This window comes from Pseudomonas sp. HMSC076A11 (genome assembly GCF_001810205.1).
GTDB lineage: Bacteria > Pseudomonadota > Gammaproteobacteria > Pseudomonadales > Pseudomonadaceae > Pseudomonas > Pseudomonas aeruginosa.
This window is the reverse complement of record NZ_KV800309.1, coordinates 227,561-250,560: the sequence shown is the minus strand read 5'-3', so window position 1 is coordinate 250,560 and position 23,000 is coordinate 227,561. Positions and strand designations below refer to the sequence as shown.

Sequence of the window (23,000 nt, the reverse complement as noted above, 5' to 3'; positions counted from 1 at the left end):
GCTCCTCAGGCCAGGTTGAGCAGTTCGATGCGAACGGCGCACTTCTTGTAGTCGGTCTGCTTGGAAATCGGGTCGGTGGCGTCCAGGGTGACCTTGTTGATCAGCTTGTTGGCGTCGAAGAACGGCACGAACACCAGCCCCTGGGGCGGCTTGTTGCGCCCGCGGGTCTCGACCCGCGCGCGGATCTCGCCGCGCCGGCTCACCACCTTGACCTCGCTGCCGCGGCGCAGCTTGAGCTGGCGCGCATCCTCCGGGTGCATGTAGACCAGCGCGTCGGGCACCGCCTTGTACAGCTCCGGGACCCGCGCGGTCATGCTCCCGGTGTGCCAGTGTTCGAGCACCCGGCCGGTGGCGAGCCAGAACGGGTAGTCCTGGTCCGGCGCCTCGGCCGGCGGCTCGTAGGGCAGGGCGAAGACGATCGCCTTCTTGTCCGGATAGCCATAGAACTGCACGCCGCTGCCCTTGCTCACGTAGGGGTCGTAGCCCTCGCGGTAGCGCCAGCGGGTCTCCTTGCCGTCCACCACCGGCCAGCGCAGGCCGCGCGCCTCGTGGTAGGCGTCGAAGGGGGCGAGGTCGTGGCCGTGGCCGCGACCGAAGGCGGCGTATTCCTCGAACAGACCCTTCTGGATATAGAAGCCGAATGCGTCGACCTCGTCGTTGGCGTAGCCCTTGGCCAGGTCGCTGGCCGGGAAGCGGTCGACCTGGCCGTTGCGGAACAGCACGTCGTAGAGGGTCTTGCCCTTCAGCTCGGGGGCCTTCGCCAGCAGTTCCGCGGGCCAGACCTCGTCGGTGGTGAAGCGCTTGGAGAATTCCACCAACTGCCAGAGGTCGGACTTCGCCTCGCCCGGTGCCTTCACCAACTGGTGCCAGAACTGCGTGCGGCGCTCGGCATTGCCGAAGGCGCCTTCCTTCTCCACCCACATGGCGCTGGGCAGGATCAGGTCGGCGGCCTGGGCCGAGACGGTGGGGTAGACGTCGGAGACGATCACGAAGTTGTCCGGGTTGCGCCAGCCGGGCAGCACTTCCTGCATCACGTTGGGACCGGCCTGCATGTTGTTGCTGACCTGGGTCCAGTAGACGTTGAGCACGCCGTCCTTGAGCATCCGGCTCTGCTGCACGGCGTGGAAGCCGACCTTCTCCTGGATGGTGCCGGCCGGCACCTTCCAGATCTTCTCCGCGGTTTCCCGGTGCTTCGGGTTGGTCACCACCAGGTCGGCGGGGAGCCGGTGGGAGAAGGTGCCGACCTCGCGCGCGGTGCCGCAGGCCGAGGGCTGGCCGGTGAGCGAGAAGGGGCTGTTGCCCGGTTCGCTGATCTTCCCGGTGAGCAGGTGGATGTTGTAGATCAGGTTGTTCGCCCAGACCCCGCGGGTGTGCTGGTTGAAGCCCATGGTCCAGAACGACACCACCTTGCGCTTGGGGTCGGCGTAGAGTTCGGCGAGGGCCTTCAGTCGCTCGGCCGGCACGCCGCTTTCGCGCGCGGTGCGCTCCAGGGTATAGGGCTTGACGAACTCGGCGAAGGCCTTGAAGTCGATATCGCTCCAGGTGTTGGCCTTGTCGGCGTTCTTCGCCTTCTTCTCCAGCGGGTCGTCCGGGCGCAGGCCGTAGCCGATGTCCTCGGCGCCATGGGCGAAGCGCACGTGGCGCTCGACGAAGTCGCGGTTCACCGCGCCGCTCTCGATGATGTGGTTGGCGATATAGTTGAGGATGATCAGGTCGGTCTGCGGCTTGAACACCATGGGCAGGTCGGCCAGCTCGAAGCTGCGGTGCTCGAAGGTGGACAGCACCGCGACCTTGACCTGCGGCGCGCTGAGCCGGCGGTCGGTGACCCGCGACCAGAGCACCGGGTGCATCTCGGCCATGTTCGAGCCCCAGAGGACGAAGCTGTCGGTGGCCTCGATGTCGTCGTAGCAGCCCATCGGCTCGTCCATGCCGAAGCTGCGCATGAAGCCCATCACCGCCGAGGCCATGCAGTGGCGGGCGTTGGGGTCGATGTTGTTGCTGCGCAGGCCGGCCTTGAACAGCTTGTTCGCCGCATAGCCTTCCCAGACCGTCCACTGGCCGGAGCCGAACATGCCGACCGACTCCGGTCCCTTGGCCTTGAGCGCGGCCTTGAACTTCTCGGCCATGATGTCGAAGGCCTGTTCCCAACTGATCGGCTGGAACTCGCCCTGCTTGTCGAACTTGCCGTCCTTCATGCGCAGCAGCGGGCGGGTCAGGCGGTCGCTGCCGTACATGATCTTCGACAGGAAGTAGCCCTTCACGCAGTTGATCCCGCGGTTGACCTCGGCCTTGATGTCGCCATGGGTGGCCACCACCTGGCCGTCGCGGGTGGCGACCATCACGCTGCAACCGGTGCCGCAGAAGCGGCAGGGGGCCTTGTTCCAGACCAGGCTGGTGACGTCCGCCTCGGTCACCAGGTTGCTGGCGCGGACCAGGATCGGCAGGCCGGCCGCCGCCGCGGCGATGGCGGCGGCGTTGGCCTTGGCGAATTCACGACGGGTGAGGTTCATCGATTGTCTCCTCGGGCGAGCACGGTATCGCGCGGTCGGTCATGGCCGCCGCGTCGTTGCTATCGTCGTCGTGCAGGATCTCGTGGTAGACCAGCACGGCGTTGAGCACTCCTGGCAGGTTCTGCAACTGGCCCAGGGTGTCGAGAATCTGTTCTTCGCGTTCGGCTTCCAGCACCAGGATCAGCTTGCCCTGCGGGCTTTCCTGGTAGATCTCCAGGCCGTCGAGCAGCGCCAGGTTGGCCTTCACCGCCGGCAGTCGCTCGGGTCGGCAATGCAGGATGAGGCTGGCGATCTGCAGGGCTTCAGGCATGTCGTGGAGACTCCTTGGTGGATAGCGCGCGCAGTTGGATGGCCTGGCTCGGACAGGGCGCCAGGCAGGCGCCGCAGCCGTTGCAGCGCTGGCTGTCCAGCTCGGCCAGGGCGACGCCGCCGGGGGCCGGGCGGAAGCGGATCGCGGCGGGTTCGCAGGCGTCCTGGCAACTGCGGCAGTGGATCCCGGCCAGGGCCAGGCAGGCTTCGCCGATCGTGGCGATCCAGGGGAAGGCCGGGCGCGCGCCATCGAACAGGCCGGCCTCGCAGCGGCTGGCGCATTCCCCGCACAGCGTGCAGCCGGCGCTGGAGAGGTCGAGTTCGACGAGCCGACCGGCGCCGAGCTTCAGCACGCCTTCCGGGCAGGCCTCGACGCAGGCGGCGCAGCCTGTGCAGCCTGCGGCGAAGTCGGCGGCGGTCCACGGCGGGCGACGCGTCGGCGGGTGCCCGCCGAGGCGGCGGAACAGCTCTCGGCGACTGCTCATACCCGACCTCAGGCCGGCGGCCCGGGCGGGCCGGCCAGTAGCTGGTACATCCAGACGCAGAAACCGAAGCCGCCGACCAGTGCGACGGACAGCAGCGGGAACAGGCAGATCACGAGAAACAGGAAGAGCCTGGCTTCCATGCCCTTGACGCGTCCCTGGTCGGGTTGTTCGTTCATTGGCCCAGCCTCTATGCAGGCGACTGTAGAAAGCCTAGACCCTACTTGCAGTACGGGCAAAAACCTCGCCGAGCCGGCGCGCGGCAGCCTGGAAACAGAGCGTTCGCCGGCAAACGCGAGTCGTTCAGCCCGGGTTCAGCAAGCGTTCAGGGGCGGTTCAGTACCCTGTCCGTACTCTGCAAGCCGTGAACGACACGACTCTCGCAGAACGGAGAAAGACCATGAAAGCACTCAAGACTCTCTTCATCGCCACCGCCCTGCTGGGTTCCGCCGCCGGCGTCCAGGCCGCCGACAACTTCGTCGGCCTGACCTGGGGCGAGACCAGCAACAACATCCAGAAATCCAAGTCGCTGAACCGCAACCTGAACAGCCCGAACCTCGACAAGGTGATCGACAACACCGGCACCTGGGGCATCCGCGCCGGCCAGCAGTTCGAGCAGGGCCGCTACTACGCGACCTACGAGAACATCTCCGACACCAGCAGCGGCAACAAGCTGCGCCAGCAGAACCTGCTCGGCAGCTACGACGCCTTCCTGCCGATCGGCGACAACAACACCAAGCTGTTCGGCGGTGCCACCCTCGGCCTGGTCAAGCTGGAACAGGACGGCAAGGGCTTCAAGCGCGACAGCGATGTCGGCTACGCTGCCGGGCTGCAGGCCGGTATCCTGCAGGAGCTGAGCAAGAATGCCTCGATCGAAGGCGGCTATCGTTATCTGCGCACCAACGCCAGCACCGAGATGACCCCGCATGGCGGCAACAAGCTGGGCTCCCTGGACCTGCACAGCAGCTCGCAATTCTACCTGGGCGCCAACTACAAGTTCTAAATGACCGCGCAGCGCCCGCGAGGGCATGCTTCGATGGCCGGGCCGGAAGGTCCGGCCGCATCTCATCCGGAGGAACCTCATGAAACTGCTGGTAGTGGAAGACGAGGCGCTGTTGCGCCACCACCTCTATACCCGCCTGGGTGAACAGGGGCACGTGGTGGACGCGGTACCGGATGCCGAGGAAGCCCTCTACCGGGTCAGCGAATACCACCACGACCTGGCGGTGATCGACCTCGGCCTGCCGGGCATGAGCGGCCTGGACCTGATCCGCGAGCTGCGTTCGCAGGGCAAGTCCTTCCCGATCCTGATCCTCACCGCCCGCGGCAACTGGCAGGACAAGGTCGAAGGCCTGGCCGCCGGGGCCGACGACTACGTGGTCAAGCCGTTCCAGTTCGAGGAACTGGAAGCGCGCCTGAACGCGTTGCTGCGACGCTCCTCGGGGTTCGTCCAGTCGACCATCGAGGCCGGCCCCCTGGTCCTCGACCTGAACCGCAAGCAGGCGCTGGTCGAGGAGCAACCGGTGGCGCTGACCGCCTACGAATACCGCATCCTCGAATACCTCATGCGGCATCACCAGCAGGTGGTGGCCAAGGAACGCCTGATGGAACAGCTCTACCCCGACGACGAGGAGCGCGACGCCAACGTCATCGAGGTGCTGGTCGGCCGCCTGCGGCGCAAGCTGGAGGCCTGCGGCGGCTTCAAGCCGATCGATACGGTGCGCGGCCAGGGCTACCTGTTCACCGAGCGCTGCCGGTGATCCGTTCCCTGCGCATCCGTCTGATGCTCGGCGCCGCCGCCCTGGCGGTGCTGTTCATGCTGGCGCTGCTGCCGGCCCTGCAGCGGGCCTTCGGCATCGCCCTGGAGAACACCATCGAGCAGCGCCTGGCCGCCGACGTGGCGACCCTGGTCTCGGCGGCGCGGGTGGAGAAGGGCCGCCTGGTGATGCCCGAGCACCTGCCGGTGGAGGAGTTCAACCTGCCGGAGGCCAAGGTCCTCGGCTATATCTACGACCAGAATGGCGATCTGCTCTGGCGCTCCACCTCGGCGGCCGACGAGTCGATCAACTACACGCCGCGCTACGACGGCCGCGGCAACGAATTCCACACCACCCGCGATGCGAAGGGCGAGGAGTTCTTCGTGTTCGACGTCGAGATCGACCTGCTGCGCGGCAAGCAGGCGGCCTACAGCATCGTCACCATGCAATCGGTCAGCGAGTTCGAGAGCCTGCTCAAGGGGTTCCGCGAGCAGCTCTACCTGTGGCTCGGCGGCGCCCTGCTGGTCTTGCTCGGGCTGCTCTGGCTGGGTCTGACCTGGGGCTTCCGGGCGATGCGCGGGTTGAGTTCCGAGCTGGACCAGATCGAATCCGGCGAGCGCGAGAGCCTGAGCGAGGAGCATCCGCGCGAGCTGCTGCGCCTGACCCACTCGCTGAACCGCCTGTTGCGCAGCGAGCACAAGCAGCGCGAGCGCTACCGCCACTCCCTCGGCGACCTGGCGCACAGTCTGAAGACGCCGCTGGCGGTCTTGCAGGGGGTCGGCGACCAGCTCGCCGAGGAGCCCGGCAACCGCGAGCAGGTGCGGGTGCTACAGGGCCAGATCGAGCGCATGAGCCAGCAGATAGGCTATCAGTTGCAGCGCGCCAGCCTGCGCAAGAGCGGCCTGGTACGCCATCGCGAGCAACTGGCGCCGCTGGTGGAGACCCTGTGCGACGCGCTGGACAAGGTCTATCGCGACAAGCGGGTAAGCCTGCAGCGGGACTTCTCGCCGTCCTTCAGCGTGCCGGTGGAGCGCGGCGCGCTGCTGGAACTGCTCGGCAACCTGCTGGAGAACGCCTATCGCCTGTGCCTGGGCCGGGTCCGCGTGGGCGCCCGGCTGGGGCCGGGTTACTCGGAGCTGTGGGTCGAGGACGACGGTCCCGGAGTGCCTGCCGAACAGCGCGCACGAATCATCCGCCGCGGCGAGCGCGCCGATACCCAGCACCCGGGGCAGGGCATCGGCCTGGCCGTGGCGCTGGACATCATCGAGAGCTACGACGGCGAACTGAGCCTGGACGATTCCGAGCTGGGCGGCGCCTGCTTCCGCATACGTTTCGCTACAGTCTGAGACTTGGCGGCCGTTACCTACGTCTGAGGTGTTTCCGCGCTACGCTGAAGTCTGTTCGGCTGGCGCAGTTCCTTTGACGCAGGTACCGGGGATTCGAGCGGATGTTCAGTGGCAAAACCGACGACAGGGGCTTGTGGGCGGGCATCCAGGCCGGTGTGCTGTTCTTTCTCGCCGCCCTGGCCTGCATCTACCTGTCGCGCCAGCCCGCCACCATCGCTGCGATCTGGCTGCCCAACGCGATCCTCACCGCCGCCCTGCTGCGCGCGCCGCTGCGCCAGTGGCCGGCGATCCTGCTCTGCTCCGCCGTGGCCAACCTGGCGGCCAACCGCCTGTATGGCGACAGCCTGTGGATGAGCGCGGCGTTCCTGCCGGCCAACCTGAGCGAAGCGATCTTCGCCGCGATGCTGTTACGCATCAACCGGGTGCGCGAGGACTTCGAATTCAACCTGCATTCGGCGGTTCGCGTGCTCTGGGCCGGCGCGCTGATTCCGCCCTTGCTCGGCGCCTCGGTGGGCGCGGTGCTGGTCAGCGTCTTCGGCATGGGGCGTTTCCCGGAAATGTGGGCGCGCTGGTACGTGGGCGATGCGATGGGCATGCTCGCGCTGCTGCCGTTATGCATGGCCAGCAACCTGGCGGCCTGGCGTCACGCTCTGTCGGGGCGGGCGGGAGTGGACAACGCGATGCTCCTGCTGGTGACCCTGGTGATCAGCTTCGTGGCCCTGACGCGCCTGCCCTACGCCTTCATCTACGTGCTCCTGCCGCTGCTGGTGGCCGCCGCCAGCACCAGCGTGTTCGGTACCGCGCTGATCGGTTGCCTGAACACCTGTTTCATCGCCGTGCTGATCGCCCTCGGCGTGTTCGTCCCCGAGTCGTCCCAGCAACGTTTCGGCGAGCCGCTGCTGTACCTGCCGATGGCCTTGACCCTCATTCCCGCCTTCCTGGTCTCGGTGATCATGGAGCGCAGCCGCCGCGAGCAGCATCAGGTGGCCATCGGCGAGGCGCAGTTCCGCGGCGCCATGGAATTCTCGGCGATCGGCATGGCCCTGGTGTCGCTGGAGGGGCGGCTGTTCAAGGTCAACGAGGCGCTGTGCCGGATGCTCGGCTATTCCGCCGAACGCCTGGGCGAGCTGTCGTTCCAGGAGATCACCTATGTGGACGACCTGGAACTGGACCTCGACCTGGTGCGCGACCTGCTCGCCGGGCGTATCAACTCCTACCAGATGGAGAAGCGCTACCTGCGCCAGGACGGCGAAACCTTCTGGGCGCGCATCAGCGTGTCGCTGGTGCGCGACGAGGAGGGAGTCGCCCAGTACTTCGTCACCCAGGTGGAGGATATCGACAGTCGCAAGCGTGCCGAGCTGGAGCGCGAGCGCCTCGCCGAACGGATCAAGCTGGCCACCGACGCCGGGCAGATCGGCATCTGGGAGTGGGACCTGGCGCGCAACCGCCTGCACTGGGATTTCCGCATGTTCGACCTGTACGGCATCCGCAGCGGTCCCGGGGAGACCACGGTGGAGCAGTGGAAGGCGAGCCTGCATGCCGAGGATCACGACCGCGTGCTGCGCGAGCTGGAGCGCGCCGTCAGCGGGTTGCAGAAATTCGACTGCGAGTTCCGTATCGTCCGCCCCAACCGCGAGGTTCGCCACCTGCGGGCGATCGCCACGCTGACGCGCGACGAGGACAACCGTCCGGTGCGGATGATCGGCATCAACAGCGACATCACCGAGATCCGCACCCTGGCGGAAACCCTGCACGAGGAAAAGGAACGCCTGCAGGTGACCCTGTATTCCATCGGCGATGCCGTGTTGACCACCGACGCCGGCGGCCGCGTGACCTTCATGAACCCGGTGGCCGAGGCGATGACCGGCTGGACCTTGCAGGACGCCATCGGCGCGCCCCACGAACTGGTCTTCAACGTGCTCGACAGCGACACCGGCGAGGCCCTGGAAAGCCCGGTGCGACGCTGCCTGCAGAACACCCGGGTGTTCTACCTGGAGGACGGCGCCACGCTGATCAGCCGCAAGGGCGAGCAGCACGATATCCAGAATTGCGCGGCGCCGGTGCGCACCCGCGATGGCGAGATCATCGGCACCGTGCTGGTGTTCCAGAACGTCACCAAGGCCCGGGCGATGCAGCGCGAGCTGAGCTATCACGCCTCCCACGATGCCCTCACCGGGCTGTTCAACCGCACCAAGTTCGAGGAGGAGCTGCAACGCGCCCTGGCCAACGCCCAGGAGCGGGCGACCCAGCATGCGCTGTGCTTTATCGACCTCGACCGCTTCAAGGTGGTCAACGATTCCGCCGGGCACGCGGCGGGCGACATGCTGCTGCGCGAGCTGAGCCGGATTCTCGCCGACCGCACCCGCGCCTCCGACACCCTGGCGCGGCTGGGCGGCGATGAGTTCGGCCTGCTGCTGTTCGATTGCGACCTGGCGGAGGCGGAGCAGGTGGCGAGCAAGCTCATCGAGCAGATCTGCTCGGTGCGCTTCCCCTGGGAAGGGCGGCTCTACGACGTGGGCGCGAGCATCGGTATCACCGCCCTTACCGCCACCTCGCGCAGCACCAGCGAACTGATGAGCCAGGCCGACGTGGCCTGCTACGCGGCCAAGCATGCCGGGCGCAACCGGGTTTCGGTGTACCAGTTCGGCCATGAGGAAGTGGAGCGCCAGCACCGCGACATACTCCTCGCCAGCGGGCTGCGCGAGGCCCTGGAGAACGACCGCTTCCAGTTGCAGGCGCAGGAGATCGTCCCGGTCGGCCCCCGCCGCGACGGCGACCGGCACTACGAGCTGCTGCTGCGACTGTACGATCCGGATGGCCAGATGACTCCGCCGGGCGCCTTCATCCCGGCCGCCGAGCGCTTCAACCTGATGGCCAGCATCGACCGCTGGGTGATCAACGAGGCGCTGATCAACTTCGGCGCGCGGATCGCCGCGGTGGAGGGCCTGAGCATCGGCATCAACCTGTCCGGCAACTCGCTCAACGATCCGCTGTTCCTGCCTTACCTGCTGGATCGCATCGAACACTCGCCGCTGAGGCCGGAGCGCCTGTACTTCGAGCTGACCGAGACGGCGTTGATGAACCAGTTGTCGGTGGCTTCGCGGATCGTCGCCAAGCTGCGCGACCTCGGCTGCAAGGTGGCGCTGGACGACTTCGGCTCCGGCCTGAGTTCCTTCAATTACCTGAAGAATTTCGTCGTCGACGTGATCAAGATCGACGGCAGCTTCGTCCGCAACCTGGACAAGAGCCCAGTGGACCAGGCCATCGTCGACTCCATCAACCAGATCGCCCACCGCCTGGGCGCGGTGACCGTGGCCGAGTTCGTCGAGAGCCGGGAAATCCTCGATCACCTGGCGCGCCTCGGGGTGGATTTCGCCCAGGGCTACGCGGTCGGGCGGCCGCAGCCGTTCGCCACGGTGCTCGACCAACTGCGCAGCGGGCTTCGTCGCCAGGAGCTGGGCTGAGCTTCAGGCTTCCGCCTGGTGCCGGTACGCGCCGGGGGTGAGGCCGGTCCACTTCTTGAACGCGCGATGGAAGGCCGAGGGCTCGGAAAAGCCGAGCTGCTCGGCGATGTCCTGGATCGATAGCTCGTCCCGACCCAGGTGGTAGATCGCCAGGTCGCGGCGCAGGTGGTCCTTGAGTTGCTGGAAGCTGCCGCCTTCCTCGCGCAGGTGGCGTCGCAGGGTCTGCGAACTCATGTGCAGTTGGCGGGCGACCTGGTCGAGGTCTGGCCAGCGCCGGCAGTCGCGGCCGAGCAGGCGGCGGATCTGGCTGGTCAGGCTGTCGCCGCCGTCCGGGCGCGCCAGCAGGTCGGCGGGAGAGTGCTGGAGGAACTGCTTGAGGGTGCGTTCGTCCTGCAGCAGCGGCATGCCCAGGTAGCGGGCGGCGAACAGCAGGCTGGTGCAGCCGGCGGAAAACCGCCGGGGGCAGGGAAACAGCAGGTCGTACTCGGCCTGGTGGTCCGGCGCCGGGTAGCTGAAGGTGGCTTCCTCCAGGCGGATGCGCTGGCCGATCAGCCAACTGGCGAGGCGGTGCCAGATCACCAGCAGGCTTTCGGCGAGGAAGTGATCCGGGTCCGACAGGTGGCGTTCCTCGAGGCTCAGGCGCACCAGGTCGCCGTCGCGCCGCAGGTGGATCAGCGGCGCCTGGGGGAACAGGCCGTAGAACAGTTCGCCGCGCTGCAGGGCCTTTTCCAGGGTCCGGCAATGAATCAGGGTGTGGCACATCATGGCGAAGGTGCCGCGCTTGCTGCGGACTTCGCCGAAGCCCATGTATTCGTCGTCCAGCACTTCCCAGAGCAACTGCATCAGGCGGGTGAACTGCTCCGGCGCGATGCGTGCCCGCGGTTCGTCCAGCAGGGCCGGCTGGATGCCGGCGCGACGCAGCAGGGCGGGGCCGTCCAGGCCTTGGCGCGTGGCCCCGCGCAACGCGGCGCGGACGAAATGGCTGGCGATGGTGCGCTCACGCATGGCGGCGTCCTTGTTGTTGGAACGGCGATGGTAGGGCGCCACCCGGAAGACGACAAGGGTGGTGGCGGACTCCCGCCATGCTCGCGCGGCACAGCCGGCCCGCCGGGCGGTAATCCGCCACGCTTAGCCCGCTATGCAATTTTCATTTATTATTTAACTTGTTGATATATAAGGATTTTATTTAGAGAAAGAGCATCCTGGCACAGCCTCTGCAATGCCTGGGCAAGGTTCCGCCGCGGCGGTTCACGACAAAAAATCTCCCCAGCAAGGGGGGTAACGCTACCGGTGAGCGCGTTCCAGGGAACTGGTGAAGCGCCCCCGTGAGGACTCTGCCCATGACCAAACAACCCTTCTACAAGAGCCTGTACGTGCAGGTTCTGGTCGCCATCGCCATCGGTATCGCGCTCGGCCACTGGTACCCGGAAACGGCGGTGGCGATGAAGCCGTTCGGCGACGGCTTCGTCAAGCTGATCAAGATGGCCATCGCGCCGATCATCTTCTGCACCGTGGTCACCGGCATCGCCGGCATGCAGAGCATGAAGTCGGTCGGCAAGACCGGCGGCATGGCGCTGCTGTACTTCGAGGTCGTCTCCACCGTGGCCCTGATCATCGGCCTGGTAGTGGTCAACGTGGTCCAGCCGGGCGCCGGCATGCACGTCGACCCGAACACCCTCGACACCAGCAAGATCGCTGCCTACGCCGCTGCCGGCGAGAAGCAGAGCACTGTCGACTTCCTGATGAACGTGATCCCCGGCACCGTGGTCGGCGCGTTCGCCAACGGCGACATCCTCCAGGTCCTGTTCTTCTCCGTGCTCTTCGGCTACGCCCTGCATCGCCTGGGCAGCTACGGCAAGCCGGTGTTCGAGTTCATCGAGCGCGTCTCCCACGTGATGTTCAACATCATCAACGTGATCATGAAGGTCGCCCCGATCGGCGCGTTCGGCGCCATGGCCTTCACCATCGGCGCCTACGGCGTGGGTTCGCTGGTGCAGCTCGGCCAACTGATGCTGTGCTTCTACATCACCTGCATCCTGTTCGTGCTCATCGTCCTCGGCGGCATCGCCCGCGCCCACGGCTTCAGCATCCTGCGCTTCATCAGGTACATCCGCGAGGAACTGCTGATCGTGCTGGGCACCTCGTCTTCCGAGTCGGCCCTGCCGCGGATGATCGACAAGATGGAGAAGCTCGGCTGCAACAAGTCGGTGGTCGGCCTGGTGATTCCCACCGGTTACTCCTTCAACCTCGACGGCACCTCGATCTACCTGACCATGGCCGCGGTGTTCATCGCCCAGGCCACCGATACACCGATGGACATCACCCACCAGATCACCCTGCTGCTGGTGCTGCTGATCGCTTCCAAGGGCGCCGCCGGCGTCACCGGCAGCGGCTTCATCGTGCTCGCCGCGACCCTTTCCGCCGTCGGCCACCTGCCGGTCGCCGGCCTGGCGCTGATCCTCGGCATCGACCGCTTCATGTCCGAAGCCCGCGCGCTGACCAACCTGGTCGGCAACGGCGTGGCCACGGTAGTGGTTTCCAAGTGGTGCAAGCAGCTCGACGAGGGCACTTTGCAGCGCGAACTGGCCGGCGAGGGCAACGCTTCGTCGCCTGCCAGCGATATTCCGGTGGGCGGCCGCGAAGCGGTCTAAGCTCAAACCTGTTCGGCAGGGGGAAGTGAAGAGCTCCCTGCCGCCCTTCGAACCCGCCCTCGTGGCGGGTTTTTTTATGCCTCGGCGGCGGCCTGCTCGCGCAGCCAGGCGAGGAACAGCGAGAGGGGCGCTCGTTGCGCCGCTCCTGGCAGGCTCACCGCGTAATAGGCGAAGCGGCTCGGCCAGGGCCGCTCGAGGGCGACCGCCAGGCGGCCGCTGGCGATCTCGGCGCGGGCATGGATCTCCCGTACCAGCGCGATACCCTGGCCGGCCTCGGCGGCGCGAACCAGCAGCAGGTCGTCGGCGAAAGCCGGACCTCTCTCGCTGCGCGGGTCGTCCTCCACCCCCATCGCCCGCAGCCACAGGCGCCAGTCATTGCGCTCCGACTCCTGCAACAGCGGGTAGGCCAGGCAATCGATCGCTTCGCGGATCTCAGGGCCTTCCGCCAGCAGGCGCGGGCTGGCCACCGGGATCAGCGGCGGGGCCATCAGCGCCTGCACGTCGAGTCCGGGGTAGTCGCCGAGCCCGTGGCGGATGGCGACGTCGATTCGTTCCCGGCGCAGGTCGGCGAGCAGTGCCGTAGCCTCCACGCGGACTTCCACCTGCGGGTGCGACGCGCTGAATTGACCGAGGCGCGGCACCAGCCAGGTGGCGGCGAAGGAGGGCTCGGTGCTGACCGTGAGGGTCTGGCGGGCATTGATCGCCTCCAGCTGGGCAAGGCTCGCGGTGATCTGCTCGAAGGCCTGGCGGAGGCCGGGATAGACCTGCTCGCCCTCCGGCGTCAGGCGCATGCCATGGCTGAAGCGCTGGAACAGGACGACGCCGGTGCGCGCCTGCAGAGCCCTGAGCTGCTGGCTTACCGCGCCGGGAGTGACGCCCATGGCCGCGGCCGCGCGGGTGAGATTGCCATGGCGGGCGGTTTCGACGAAAGCGCGTAGCGCGAGGAGCGGGAGGACGGCACCCATGAATTCAGTTTTTCTATAAACAGGTTGTAGAAAGGATCGTTTTTCATCCGCCGGCCTGGGCTTCAGTATGTGTGGCGAAACGAGAGACTTTAGCCTAGCTGCTTTCTTCGGTGTGCGGGAAGCGGCCGAGGCGGTTTCCCCGGTCGGCGCCGCCCCCATCGCCCAGGCGCCGGATAGTCCAGCGCTGCAAGGATACTTGCCATGCCTTCCCTCCAGCTCTACAGCGACAGTTCACCCAACGGATTCAAGATCACCATCGCCCTCGAGGAACTGGGGCTGCCCTACGCACTGCACCACGTTCGTATCGACCATGGCGAGCAACGCCGCCCGGAATTCCTGCGCCTGAATCCACATGGCCGGATACCGGTGCTGGTAGACCGGGCCGCCGGCATCACCCTGTTCGAGTCGGCGGCGATCCTGCAGTACCTGGCGGAGACCAGCGGGCGGTTGCTTCCCGACGCCCCCCGGGAACGCTGGGAGGCCCTGACCTGGCTGACTTTCCATGCTTCCAGCATGGGGCCCATCCTCGGCCAGCGCGTGCATTTCGAGATATTCGCCGAAGAGCGGTACCCGCCGGCCATCGAACGCTATCGGCGGCTCTCCGAGGAGGTTTTCGCCACCCTCGACCAGCGCCTGGCCGGACGGCCCTGGCTGGCCGGTGAGCAATACTCCATCGCCGATATCGCCACCTTCGGCTGGACCCATACGGCGCGGATCGTCGACTTCGACTTCAGCCATTATCGCCACCTGGACGACTGGCACCGGCGCATGGCCCTGCGGCCTGCGGTGCAGCGCGGGATCCTCCTGCCGGAACCGGCGGTGGGTCCATGAGCGCCCTGCTGCAAGGCGCCTCGGCGCCGGCCTTCGTCGGGCACCCTGGCTATCGGCGCATGTTCGCCGCAGACGCGCTGACCCTGGGCCTGTTCCTGCCGTTGCGTTTCTACCAGGGCGACATGCGGGTGCTGCTGGGCCAGGCGCGGTTGGTCGAAGAAATCGATCGACTGGGATTCGCCGCCGTCTGGGTACGCGACGTACCGCTGTTCGACCCACGCTTCGGCGATGCCGGACAAGTGTTCGACCCGTTCACCTACCTTGGCTATCTGGCCGCGCGGACCCGCCGTATCGCCCTGGCCACCGGCAGCGCGGTGCTTGCCCTGCGCCAACCGGTCGACCTGGCCAAGGCCGCGGCGAGCGTCGACCGGTTGTCCGGCGGACGCCTGGTGCTGGGCCTCGCCTCCGGCGACCGGCCGGTGGAGTTCCCCGCCTACGGGTTGGAGCATGCTCAGCGCGGCGAGCGGTTCGCCCAGGGCCTGGACTACCTGCGCCAACTGCTGCACGGCTGCCGGCACGTCGCCTCGCCGCTCGGTACGCTGGACGACGCCGAACTGTTGCCGCGTCCGCCGGCCGGCGCCATCCCGCTGGTCGTCACCGGCTCCGCGCGGCAGCCGGCGGACTGGCTGGCACGCCAGGCGGATGGCTGGCTGACCTATCCGGAGTCGACTGTCGATGCGTCCGGACCACGTCGCCTGGCCCGGAAGATCCGCGCCTGGAGGATGTCCATCGCGGACGGCGGGTTCCGCCCGCACATGACCAACGAATGGCTGGACCTGGTGGACGACCCGGCGTATCCGCGTACGCCGTTGCACGGCGGCTACGTCCTGCGCACCGGGCGCAACGGCCTGATCGAGCTGCTCGGCGAATGGCGCGCGGCGGGCGTCAACCATGCCGCCCTGGGCATCCAGTTCGCCGCCAGGCCGGCAGCGGAAGTCATCCAGGAACTGGCCGAGGAGGTGCTGCCGTTGTTCCCGTCCCACCCGGGCGTGCAGCCGGCGAGCATGGACTGGTAGCTGACCGATTCGGTCAACCGAGCCTGAGCGCTCGCGTCATTGAGGGCGCCGGCTGGCGCCGCCTACCCTGCGGAACCACTGACCGCAGGGAGTCCCCGTACATGCAACGGCAGATCTTCGAGACCGAACACAACCTGTTCCGCGATGCCTTCCGCGCCTTTCTCGACAAAGAGGTGGTGCCGCACCAGGACGCCTGGGAAGAGGCCGGGGTGGTCGACCGCGCTGTCTGGAGGAAGGCGGGGGAGATGGGCTTCCTGCTGCCCTGGGCGGACGAGGAGTACGGTGGCGCCGGGCTCAAGGACTTCCGCTACGAGCAGATCATGTGCGAGGAGCTGGCGCGGATCAACGAACCGGGCTTCATGATCCCGCTGCACTCGGCGTTGTGCGGGCCGTACATCGCCGAATACGGTAGCGCCGAGCAGAAGGCCCGCCTGTTGCCGGGGATCGTCCGTGGCGAGACCATCCTCGCCGTGGCCATGACCGAGCCGTCCGCCGGCTCCGACCTGGCCGGCATGCGCAGCACCGCGGTGGACAAGGGTGACCACTGGCTGCTCAACGGCTCCAAGGTGTTCATCTCCAACGGCCTGCTGGCCGACCTGGTGATCGTCGCGGCGAAGACCGATCCGGCGAACAAGCACGCCATGGGCCTGTTCCTGGTGGAGCGCGGCATGCAAGGCTTCGAGCGCGGGCGCAACCTGAAGAAGCTCGGCATGAAGAGCCAGGACACCGCCGAGCTGTTCTTCAACAATGTGCGGGTGCCGAAGGAAAACCTGCTGGGCGACGCCAAGGGCGGCTTCTTCTACCTGATGAACATGCTCGCCCAGGAACGCCTGACCAACGCCTGCGGCGCGGTGGCCGGGGCCGAGGCGGCGTTGCAGGCGACCATCGACTACGTGAAGGAGCGCCAGGCCTTCGGCCGGCCGGTGGCGCACTTCCAGAACACCCGCTTCAAGCTCGCCGAAATGCGTACCCAGATCGACGTGGCGCAGGTCTTCACCGACCGCTGCGTGATGGACCACAACCAGAAGAAGCTGTCCCCCGAGGTCGCCGCCGAAGCCAAGCTGTTCACCACCGAGCTGCTGGGCAAGGTGGTCGACGAAGGTGTGCAACTGCATGGCGGCTGGGGCTACATGTGGGAGTATCCGATCTGCAGGATGTACGCCAACGCCCGCATCCAGCGGATCTTCGCCGGTACCTCGGAGATCATGAAAGAGATCATCAGCCGCGGCATGAAGCTCTGACGCCACGGCCATGTCGCGCCGCGCGGCGGGTGGATAGGCTGCTCGGCAGGCGATCCCGACCAATGCCCGGCGACCCAGAGGAGGGAGCATGAAAGGCCCGTTGTCATCGTTGAAAGTGCTGGATTTCTCGACCCTGTTGCCGGGGCCGTTCGCCTCGCTGCTGCTGGCCGACATGGGGGCCGACGTGCTGCGCGTGGAGTCGCCCGGGCGCATGGACCTGGTGCGGGTGCTGCCGCCGCACGTCGACGGCACCTCGGCCAGCCATGCCTACCTGAACCGCAACAAGCGTTCCATCGGCCTCGACCTGAAGCGGCAGGGCGCACGCGAGGTGGTGCTGGAGCTGGTACGCGAATACGACATCGTCCTCGAACAGTTCCGTCCGGGGGTGATGGACAAGCTCGGCGTCGGCTACGAGGCGCTGAAGGCGGCGAACCCGCGGCTGATCTACGTGGCCATCACCGGCTACGGCCAGACCGGGCCGTACCGCGAGCGCGCCGGGCATGACATCAACTACCTGGCGCTGGCCGGCGTCGCCAGCTACACCGGGCGCCGCGAGCGTGGCCCGTTGCCGCTGGGGGTGCAACTGGCGGACCTCGCCGGTGGTTCGCTGCATGGCGTGATGGGCCTGCTGGCGGCGGTCATCCACCGACAGCAGACCGGCGAGGGGCAGTTCGTCGACATCAGCATGACCGACTGCGCCTTCAGCCTGAACGGCATGGCCGGTGCAGGCTATCTCGCGGCCGGGGTCGAGCCGGAGATGGAGGCGCTGGCGCTGAACGGCGGCAGCTTCTACGACTACTACCGCACCCGCGATGGCCGCTGGTTCTCGGTGGGCAGCCTGGAACCGCAGTTCATGCAGCAATTCTGCGCCGCCATCGGCCGCCCGGAACTGGCCGCCCGCGGCCTGTCGCCGAAGCCGGAAGAGCAGCGGGCGCTGAAGCGCGAGATCGAGATGGAGTTCGAGAAACGCGACTTCGCCGAATGGCAGGCGGTGTTCGCCGCCCTGGATGCCTGCGTGGAGCCGCTGCTGCCGCTCTCCGAGGCGCTGGAGCACCCGCAGTTGCAGGCGCGCGGGCTGGTTGCCCGGGTGCCGCTGGCGGACGGCGGCAGCCAGGCGCAGATGGCCTGTCCGATCAAGTTTTCCGCCGGCCTGCCGGCGCCTCGCCACATCGGCGCGGCGCTCGGCGCCGACACCGTGGCGGTGCTCGAAGGCCTGGGCTACTCCGCCGAACGGATCGCCGAGCTGAAGGCGGCCGGGGCTATCGCCTGAATCACTCGCGGAGCACTTCGCCGGTGAACACCAGGGTCGCCTTGCAGCGCCGGCAGTAGTAGCGGCGCCCCTTGGCCACCAGGGTGTGGCGTTGCGGGGAGAACGGGAAGTCGTTGTGCTCCGGGCAATGGCAGCGGTACAGGTAGCGGGTGGTGGCGCGGCGCTTGACCGCGTAGGTGTGGCAGCGGTCCGGCGGCAGGCCGTAGATGCCGCGCATGATCAACTGCCACTCCTCGCCGTGGGGGCGGATGCGCGGGCCGAACAACTGGTGCGCGATCAGGTGCGCGACTTCGTGGGCCACGGTCTGTTCCAGGAAGTGCTCGCGATTCTCGCGGTACAGCTGGGGATTGAAGCGCAGCAGGTTCTCGTCGAGGTGGGCGACCCCGGCTTTCTGGCCGCGCAGGCGGAAGCTGACGGTCGGGCGGGGGAAGCTGCGTTGGAAGAAGTGTTCGGCCTGCCGATAGCAGGCCTCGACGCGGGCGTTGAGGTGTTCGGGCATTCGGGAAGACTCCAGCAGCGGGCGATTATGCCGGAGACAGGAGGGCGGGCGCAGGCGTCGGGACGACCGCTCGTCCGGGGTGCAGGATCAGGCAAGCGCGGCGGCGGGCAAGAAAAAACCGGGCGGCGGTTGCCCGCGGCCCGGTCGTACGATGCGTTCGCTGGACGTCAGCTGGTGTATTCCGGGCCGACCCCGCTGCCCCAGAGGATCACCGACAGGGCGATCATCGCCACCAGCACCACCAGGCCCACCGCCAGCACCGAGCTGGAGAACAGGAAGCCTTCGTCCTTGTGGATGTTCATGAAGGTGGGAATCCCCACGTAGAGCAGGTAGACCGTGTAGCTGATCGCCGCCACCCCGACGATCATTCCCAGCCAGAGGTGCGGATACAGCGCCGCCAGCCCGGCGATGAACAGCGGCGTGGCGTTGTAGGCGGCGAACACGATGCACTGGGTCAGGCTCGGGTTGGCGTCGTAGGTCCGCGCCATCCAGTGGATGAACGCGCCCATCACCGCCACCCCGGCGAGCATCGCCAGGTAGGTGAGGACCGTCATCTGCAACGCGCTGGCCTGGGTCAGCTTGACCGGATCGCCGCCGCCGACCACCCAGCCGACCTGGGTCGTGCCGATATAGGCGGAAATCGCCGGAATGGCAGCCAGGATCAGGATGTGGGTCAGGTACATGTGGCTGATGCTTTCTTCTTCGCCACGGATTTCCTGCCATTCCTGATCGGGATGGGTGAAGAGCCCCCATACATGATGGATCATGCCGTTTCCTCCTCGTTCTTATGTGGTCGCCCCCCAGCGAAGCGCCGGGCGCGCATGGACAGCGCCACCCGGTGCTCGGCCGACCTATGCGACCTTATGTCGCAGTATAGGAACGGCCCGAGCCCGCGTCGCTCGCGGGGTTAGAGCAAATCGAAGCTTCACGGCCGGCTGTAATAGCGTTGCAGTATTTCCATCGCCTTGTTGATCGATTGCAGGCGCGCGGTGCTGCCGCCGCGGTCGGGATGGTGCTGGCTGACCAGTTGCCGGTAGCGCAGCTTGATGGCGGGATAGTCGACCGCGCCTTCCAGCTCGAACAGGGCGAGGGCGGCGGCCTTCTCCTCGCTGCCCTGCATGCGCGTCCAGAAACTCTGCAGCAGCCGCTCGACGTCGGCCTCGCTGGTCTCCCCCAGGTGACGCAGGTCGAGGTAGTAGTCGCGCAGCGGATCGCCCTGTTCCAGCGCCTGCGTGCCATCCACGTAAGGACGCAGGCGCAGGCTCAGCGGGCTGATCTCCAGGTGCGCCTCGCGCTCGGCCCAGAGGTGGTCGCGCAGGTGGTAGAGCGCGTTGAACAGGAGGAAATGGGTGCGGAACAGCACCAGCTTGTCGGCCAGTTCGCGATGGGGGATATGCGTCGAATGGCGGGCCTTCAGCAGCTGGATCAGCTGGTATTCGGAAAGCCCCTCGGGATGCTCGCGCAGCAGGCAGAGGATCTGCCCGGCGAGGTCGAGGCGGTGGTCGAGGTCGGGAGTCATGGGGCAAGACTAGCATCGGGCGTCGGGAGGGGCTGGGGTCGGCGTCGCTTTGTGCGTAAAATAGCCAGCTTTTCTCCTCGAACACCCGGATTCCAGAGCACCATGGGCACCCTTTCGGTCAATCAGAACAAACTGCAGAAGCGCCTGCGCCGCCTGGCCGGCGAGGCCATCACCGACTTCAACATGATCGAGGATGGCGACAAGGTCATGGTCTGCCTGTCCGGCGGCAAGGACAGCTACACCATGCTCGACATCCTGCTCTACCTGCAGAAGGTCGCGCCGATCCGCTTCGAGATCGTCGCGGTGAACATGGACCAGAAGCAGCCCGGTTTTCCCGAGCATGTCCTGCCGGAGTACCTGAAGTCGATCGGCGTGGAGTACCACATCGTCGAGAAGGACACCTACTCGGTGGTCAAGGAGAAGATCCCGGAAGGCAAGACCACCTGCTCGCTGTGCTCGCGCCTGCGCCGTGGCACGCTGTACACCTTCGCCGACGAGATCGGCGCGACCAAGATGGCCCTCGGTCACCATCGCGACGACATCCTCGAGACCTTCTTCCTCAACATGTTCTACGGCGGAACCCTGAAGGCCATGCCGCCGAAGCTGCTGGCCGACGACGGGCGCAACGTGGTGATCCGGCCGCTGGCCTATTGCAGCGAGAAGGACATCGAGGCCTATTCCCAGCTCAAGGAGTTCCCGATCATCCCCTGCAACCTCTGCGGTTCGCAGGAGAACCTGCAGCGCCAGGTGGTCAAGGAAATGCTGCTGGAATGGGAACGCAAATCGCCGGGGCGTACCGAGATCATGTTCCGCGCCCTGCAGAACGTGGTGCCGTCGCAACTGGCCGACCGCAACCTGTTCGACTTCGCCAACCTGCGCATCGACGAGAACGCCACGCCGCGCTTCCTCGACGTGATGAACCTCTGAGCCGCGCCGCGAGTCAGTTCTTCTCTCCGGTCTGCAAGGATTCCCGATGCGCGACTACGCCTGGATGTACGAATACTGCCTGAACCGCTTCGGCTCCAGGGAGGCGCTGGAAGCGCGCCTGCCGCAGCCGAAGAGCGCCGCTGAGCTGCGCGCGGTGGGTGACGACCGCTACCTGTCGCTGATCAGCCTGCGGATCTTCCGCGCCGGCCTCAAGCACAGCCTGGTGGACGCCAAGTGGCCGGCCTTCGAGGAAATGTTCTTCGGCTTCGATCCGCAGAAGGTCGTGCTCATGAGCGCCGAGCATCTCGAGCGGCTGATGCAGGACGCCCGCCTGATCCGCCACCTGGGCAAGCTCAAGAGCGTGCCGCGCAATGCGCAGATGGTGCTCGACCTGGCCCGCGAGCATGGCAGCTTCGGCAACTTCCTCGCGGATTGGCCGGAAACCGACATCGTCGGCCTGTGGAAGCTGCTGAGCAAGCGCGGCAACCAGCTCGGCGGCTTGTCGGCGCCGCGTTTCCTGCGGATGGCCGGCAAGGACACCTTCATTCCCAGCGACGACATGGTCGCCGCGCTGAAGGCCCAGGAGATCATCGACAAACCGCCCACCAGCCTCAAGGACCTGGCTGCCGTGCAGGCCGCCTTCAACCAGTGGCGCGAGGAGAGCGGCCGGCCGCTGTGCCAGCTGTCGGTGATGCTGGCACATACGGTCAATCATTGAGCTAGAGGCTCAGCCGACCGCTGCCGATCATCCATAGCGCCGCCAGCGCGAGGACCAGCACCAGCGCCGCGACGCTGCCTTCGGCGCGATTGCCGAACGCCGGCAGGCCGCGCTGGCGACGGGCATGCAGGAAGAAGCCCAGGCCTGGCGCGTAGAGGATCATCGACAGCAGCAGGTATTTCAGCCCGGCGGCGTAGATCAGCCAGACCCCGTAGAGCGTCCCCAACAGCGCCAGCGCCAGCATCGCGCCCGAGTGCGGGCGGCGCGCCACCAGCTTCAGGCAGAAGCCGGCGCAGAGCAGGTAGGGGATCAGCGCCATCGAGGTGGCCAACTGGATCAGCGCGTTGTAGCCCGAGGCGTTGAGGAAGGCCACCAGCAGCAGCGCAGAGATCAGCGTGCTGGTCAGCCACAGTGCCGGCGCCGGGGTTTCCACCGCATTGGTGCGGCCGAACAGTGCCGGCGCGGTGTGCGTTGGGCCACGGCTGGCCAGGTAGAGCATTTCCACCGCGAGCATGGTCCAGGCCAGCAGCGCGCCGCCGACCGAGACGATCAACCCGACGTTGATCAGCGTGGCGCCCCAGGGGCCCACCGCCGCGGCCATCACCTGGGCCATCGAGGGGTTCTTCATCTGCGCCAGTTCGTGCTGCGGCACCACGCCCAGCGACAGCACCGAGACGCAGACCAGCAACAGCAGGGTGACCACGAAGCCGAGCAGGGTTGCGCGGCTGACATCGGCCGCGTGCCGCGCGTGGCTGGCATAGACCGTGGCGCTCTCGATGCCGAGGAATACCCAGACGGTGTAGAGCATGGTGGTTTCCACCTGGCGGGTGACGTTGCCCAGGGCCGGGCTGCCCCAGAAGTCCAGGTGAAAGGTCTCGATGCGGAAGGCCAGGGCTACGCAGAGGATGAACAGGGCGATCGGCACCACCTTGGCGAGGGTCACGATGGCGTTGGTGATCGCCGCGTTGTGCACGCCGTGGAGGACGAAGGCATGCATCAGCCAGAGCACCGTCAATTCGCCGAGCAGCGCCGGCCAGGTGGTTCCGTCGCCGAAGAAGGCCAGCGCGCCGAACGAGCCGAGGGCGCTGAACAGCACCACCAGGTAGCCGGCGTTGCCGACCCAGGCGGAAATCCAGTAGCCCCAGGCGGCATTGAACCCCAGGTATTCGCCGAAGCCTTCGCGGGCGTAGCCGTAGACGCCGTCGTCCAGTTCGGGGCGGGTGGTCGACAGCCACTGGAATATCCGCGTCAGGGTCAGCATGCCGACGAAGGTGATCGCCCAGGCGATCAGGATCGCGCCGGCGCCTGCGCCTTCGGCCATGTTCTGCGGCAGGCTGAAGATGCCGCTGCCGATGATGCCGCCCACCACCAGCGCTGTCAGCGCCGGCAGCCCCAGTTTTCCCTTGTCCGAATCGGCCATGTGGCACCTCCGAAACTGCATCCGGTATGTCGCGCCAGGCGCAGGCGGAGCCTGCGCCGGGGTGCGACGGCGGGG

General features: G+C 66.9%; 21 protein-coding genes. 11 read left to right on the top strand and 10 right to left on the bottom strand.

Features of this window, described 5'->3' with window-relative positions:
* Positions 1 to 5: 5 nt before the first annotated feature.
* The 4 genes from napA to napE are packed head-to-tail and all read right to left on the bottom strand — an operon-like array spanning position 6 to position 3,480.
* Positions 6 to 2,510 (bottom strand): nitrate reductase catalytic subunit NapA, encoded by a 2,505-nt coding sequence (gene napA / locus HMPREF2716_RS16200; RefSeq protein WP_003107632.1) that lies wholly within the window; start codon positions 2,508 to 2,510, stop codon positions 6 to 8.
* Complete coding sequence (locus HMPREF2716_RS16195) at positions 2,491 to 2,820, bottom strand: chaperone NapD (RefSeq protein ID WP_003082422.1); 330 nt, start codon at positions 2,818 to 2,820, stop codon at positions 2,491 to 2,493. Before HMPREF2716_RS16195 ends, napA begins: the two co-directional genes overlap by 20 nt.
* The gene (napF, locus tag HMPREF2716_RS16190) at positions 2,813 to 3,304 is read right to left on the bottom strand and encodes a ferredoxin-type protein NapF (RefSeq protein ID WP_003116340.1); all 492 of its coding nucleotides are present in this window, start codon (positions 3,302 to 3,304) and stop codon (positions 2,813 to 2,815) included. The genes HMPREF2716_RS16195 and napF overlap by 8 nt, the downstream gene beginning before the upstream one ends.
* 8 nt (positions 3,305 to 3,312) lie before the next feature.
* Positions 3,313 to 3,480, bottom strand: coding sequence for a periplasmic nitrate reductase, NapE protein (gene napE / locus HMPREF2716_RS16185; protein WP_003082429.1), 168 nt, complete (start codon positions 3,478 to 3,480; stop codon positions 3,313 to 3,315).
* A gap of 221 nt (positions 3,481 to 3,701) precedes the next feature.
* On the opposite strand from napE, the gene HMPREF2716_RS16180 reads away from it, so the two are divergent.
* The 4 genes from HMPREF2716_RS16180 (at position 3,702) to HMPREF2716_RS16165 (ending at position 9,868) form a co-directional block, all read left to right on the top strand.
* The gene (locus HMPREF2716_RS16180; RefSeq protein WP_003082431.1) at positions 3,702 to 4,304 is read left to right on the top strand and encodes an outer membrane protein; all 603 of its coding nucleotides are present in this window, start codon (positions 3,702 to 3,704) and stop codon (positions 4,302 to 4,304) included.
* Between the two features lie 79 nt (positions 4,305 to 4,383).
* Positions 4,384 to 5,061, top strand: a complete 678-nt coding sequence (phoP, locus tag HMPREF2716_RS16175) for a two-component system response regulator PhoP (protein WP_003082436.1) — start codon at positions 4,384 to 4,386, stop codon at positions 5,059 to 5,061.
* The gene (phoQ, locus tag HMPREF2716_RS16170) at positions 5,058 to 6,404 is read left to right on the top strand and encodes a two-component system sensor histidine kinase PhoQ (protein WP_003082438.1); all 1,347 of its coding nucleotides are present in this window, start codon (positions 5,058 to 5,060) and stop codon (positions 6,402 to 6,404) included. Before phoP ends, phoQ begins: the two co-directional genes overlap by 4 nt.
* 101 nt (positions 6,405 to 6,505) lie before the next feature.
* Complete coding sequence (locus tag HMPREF2716_RS16165) at positions 6,506 to 9,868, top strand: diguanylate cyclase (protein WP_003086577.1); 3,363 nt, start codon at positions 6,506 to 6,508, stop codon at positions 9,866 to 9,868.
* 3 nt (positions 9,869 to 9,871) lie between these two features.
* Here HMPREF2716_RS16165 and HMPREF2716_RS16160 read toward each other — a convergent pair whose 3' ends face one another.
* Positions 9,872 to 10,873: an AraC family transcriptional regulator gene (locus HMPREF2716_RS16160; protein ID WP_003106595.1), complete on the bottom strand. Its 1,002-nt coding sequence runs from the start codon at positions 10,871 to 10,873 to the stop codon at positions 9,872 to 9,874.
* A gap of 335 nt (positions 10,874 to 11,208) precedes the next feature.
* Between HMPREF2716_RS16160 and dctA the strand changes: the two genes are divergently transcribed.
* Positions 11,209 to 12,519, top strand: a complete 1,311-nt coding sequence (gene dctA / locus HMPREF2716_RS16155; protein WP_003082442.1) for a C4-dicarboxylate transporter DctC — start codon at positions 11,209 to 11,211, stop codon at positions 12,517 to 12,519.
* A 74-nt stretch (positions 12,520 to 12,593) separates the two neighbouring features.
* On the opposite strand, the gene HMPREF2716_RS16150 is transcribed toward dctA, so the two are convergent.
* The gene (locus HMPREF2716_RS16150; RefSeq protein ID WP_003109209.1) at positions 12,594 to 13,484 is read right to left on the bottom strand and encodes a LysR substrate-binding domain-containing protein; all 891 of its coding nucleotides are present in this window, start codon (positions 13,482 to 13,484) and stop codon (positions 12,594 to 12,596) included.
* Positions 13,485 to 13,685: 201 nt separating this feature from the next.
* Between HMPREF2716_RS16150 and HMPREF2716_RS16145 the strand changes: the two genes are divergently transcribed.
* The 4 genes from HMPREF2716_RS16145 (at position 13,686) to HMPREF2716_RS16130 (ending at position 17,842) form a co-directional block, all read left to right on the top strand.
* The gene (locus HMPREF2716_RS16145) at positions 13,686 to 14,315 is read left to right on the top strand and encodes a glutathione S-transferase family protein (protein WP_003112463.1); all 630 of its coding nucleotides are present in this window, start codon (positions 13,686 to 13,688) and stop codon (positions 14,313 to 14,315) included.
* Positions 14,312 to 15,331, top strand: a complete 1,020-nt coding sequence (locus HMPREF2716_RS16140) for an LLM class oxidoreductase (protein ID WP_003112461.1) — start codon at positions 14,312 to 14,314, stop codon at positions 15,329 to 15,331. Before HMPREF2716_RS16145 ends, HMPREF2716_RS16140 begins: the two co-directional genes overlap by 4 nt.
* Positions 15,332 to 15,432: 101 nt before the next feature.
* A complete protein-coding gene (locus HMPREF2716_RS16135; protein ID WP_003082447.1) occupies positions 15,433 to 16,572 on the top strand; it encodes an acyl-CoA dehydrogenase family protein in 1,140 nt (379 codons plus the stop codon).
* A gap of 88 nt (positions 16,573 to 16,660) precedes the next feature.
* A complete protein-coding gene (locus HMPREF2716_RS16130) occupies positions 16,661 to 17,842 on the top strand; it encodes a CaiB/BaiF CoA transferase family protein (protein WP_003082450.1) in 1,182 nt (393 codons plus the stop codon).
* Between the two features lies 1 nt (position 17,843).
* Here HMPREF2716_RS16130 and HMPREF2716_RS16125 read toward each other — a convergent pair whose 3' ends face one another.
* The 3 genes from HMPREF2716_RS16125 to HMPREF2716_RS16115 all read right to left on the bottom strand — a co-directional run bounded on the left by HMPREF2716_RS16125 (position 17,844) and on the right by HMPREF2716_RS16115 (position 19,860).
* Positions 17,844 to 18,341 carry a SprT family zinc-dependent metalloprotease gene (locus HMPREF2716_RS16125; protein WP_003082453.1) on the bottom strand — a complete coding sequence of 166 codons (498 nt, stop codon included), beginning with the start codon at positions 18,339 to 18,341 and terminating at the stop codon, positions 17,844 to 17,846.
* A gap of 167 nt (positions 18,342 to 18,508) precedes the next feature.
* Positions 18,509 to 19,108 (bottom strand): Yip1 family protein, encoded by a 600-nt coding sequence (locus HMPREF2716_RS16120; RefSeq protein WP_003082455.1) that lies wholly within the window; start codon positions 19,106 to 19,108, stop codon positions 18,509 to 18,511.
* 158 nt (positions 19,109 to 19,266) lie between these two features.
* Positions 19,267 to 19,860, bottom strand: a complete 594-nt coding sequence (locus tag HMPREF2716_RS16115) for a DNA-J related domain-containing protein (protein WP_003112460.1) — start codon at positions 19,858 to 19,860, stop codon at positions 19,267 to 19,269.
* A 102-nt stretch (positions 19,861 to 19,962) separates the two neighbouring features.
* Between HMPREF2716_RS16115 and ttcA the strand changes: the two genes are divergently transcribed.
* Positions 19,963 to 20,787 (top strand): tRNA 2-thiocytidine(32) synthetase TtcA, encoded by an 825-nt coding sequence (ttcA, locus tag HMPREF2716_RS16110; protein ID WP_003082462.1) that lies wholly within the window; start codon positions 19,963 to 19,965, stop codon positions 20,785 to 20,787.
* A 46-nt stretch (positions 20,788 to 20,833) separates the two neighbouring features.
* The gene (locus tag HMPREF2716_RS16105; RefSeq protein WP_031801276.1) at positions 20,834 to 21,505 is read left to right on the top strand and encodes a DNA-3-methyladenine glycosylase I; all 672 of its coding nucleotides are present in this window, start codon (positions 20,834 to 20,836) and stop codon (positions 21,503 to 21,505) included.
* 1 nt (position 21,506) lies between these two features.
* On the opposite strand, the gene HMPREF2716_RS16100 is transcribed toward HMPREF2716_RS16105, so the two are convergent.
* Positions 21,507 to 22,925, bottom strand: a complete 1,419-nt coding sequence (locus HMPREF2716_RS16100) for a basic amino acid/polyamine antiporter (RefSeq protein WP_023116689.1) — start codon at positions 22,923 to 22,925, stop codon at positions 21,507 to 21,509.
* Positions 22,926 to 23,000 lie beyond the last annotated feature (75 nt).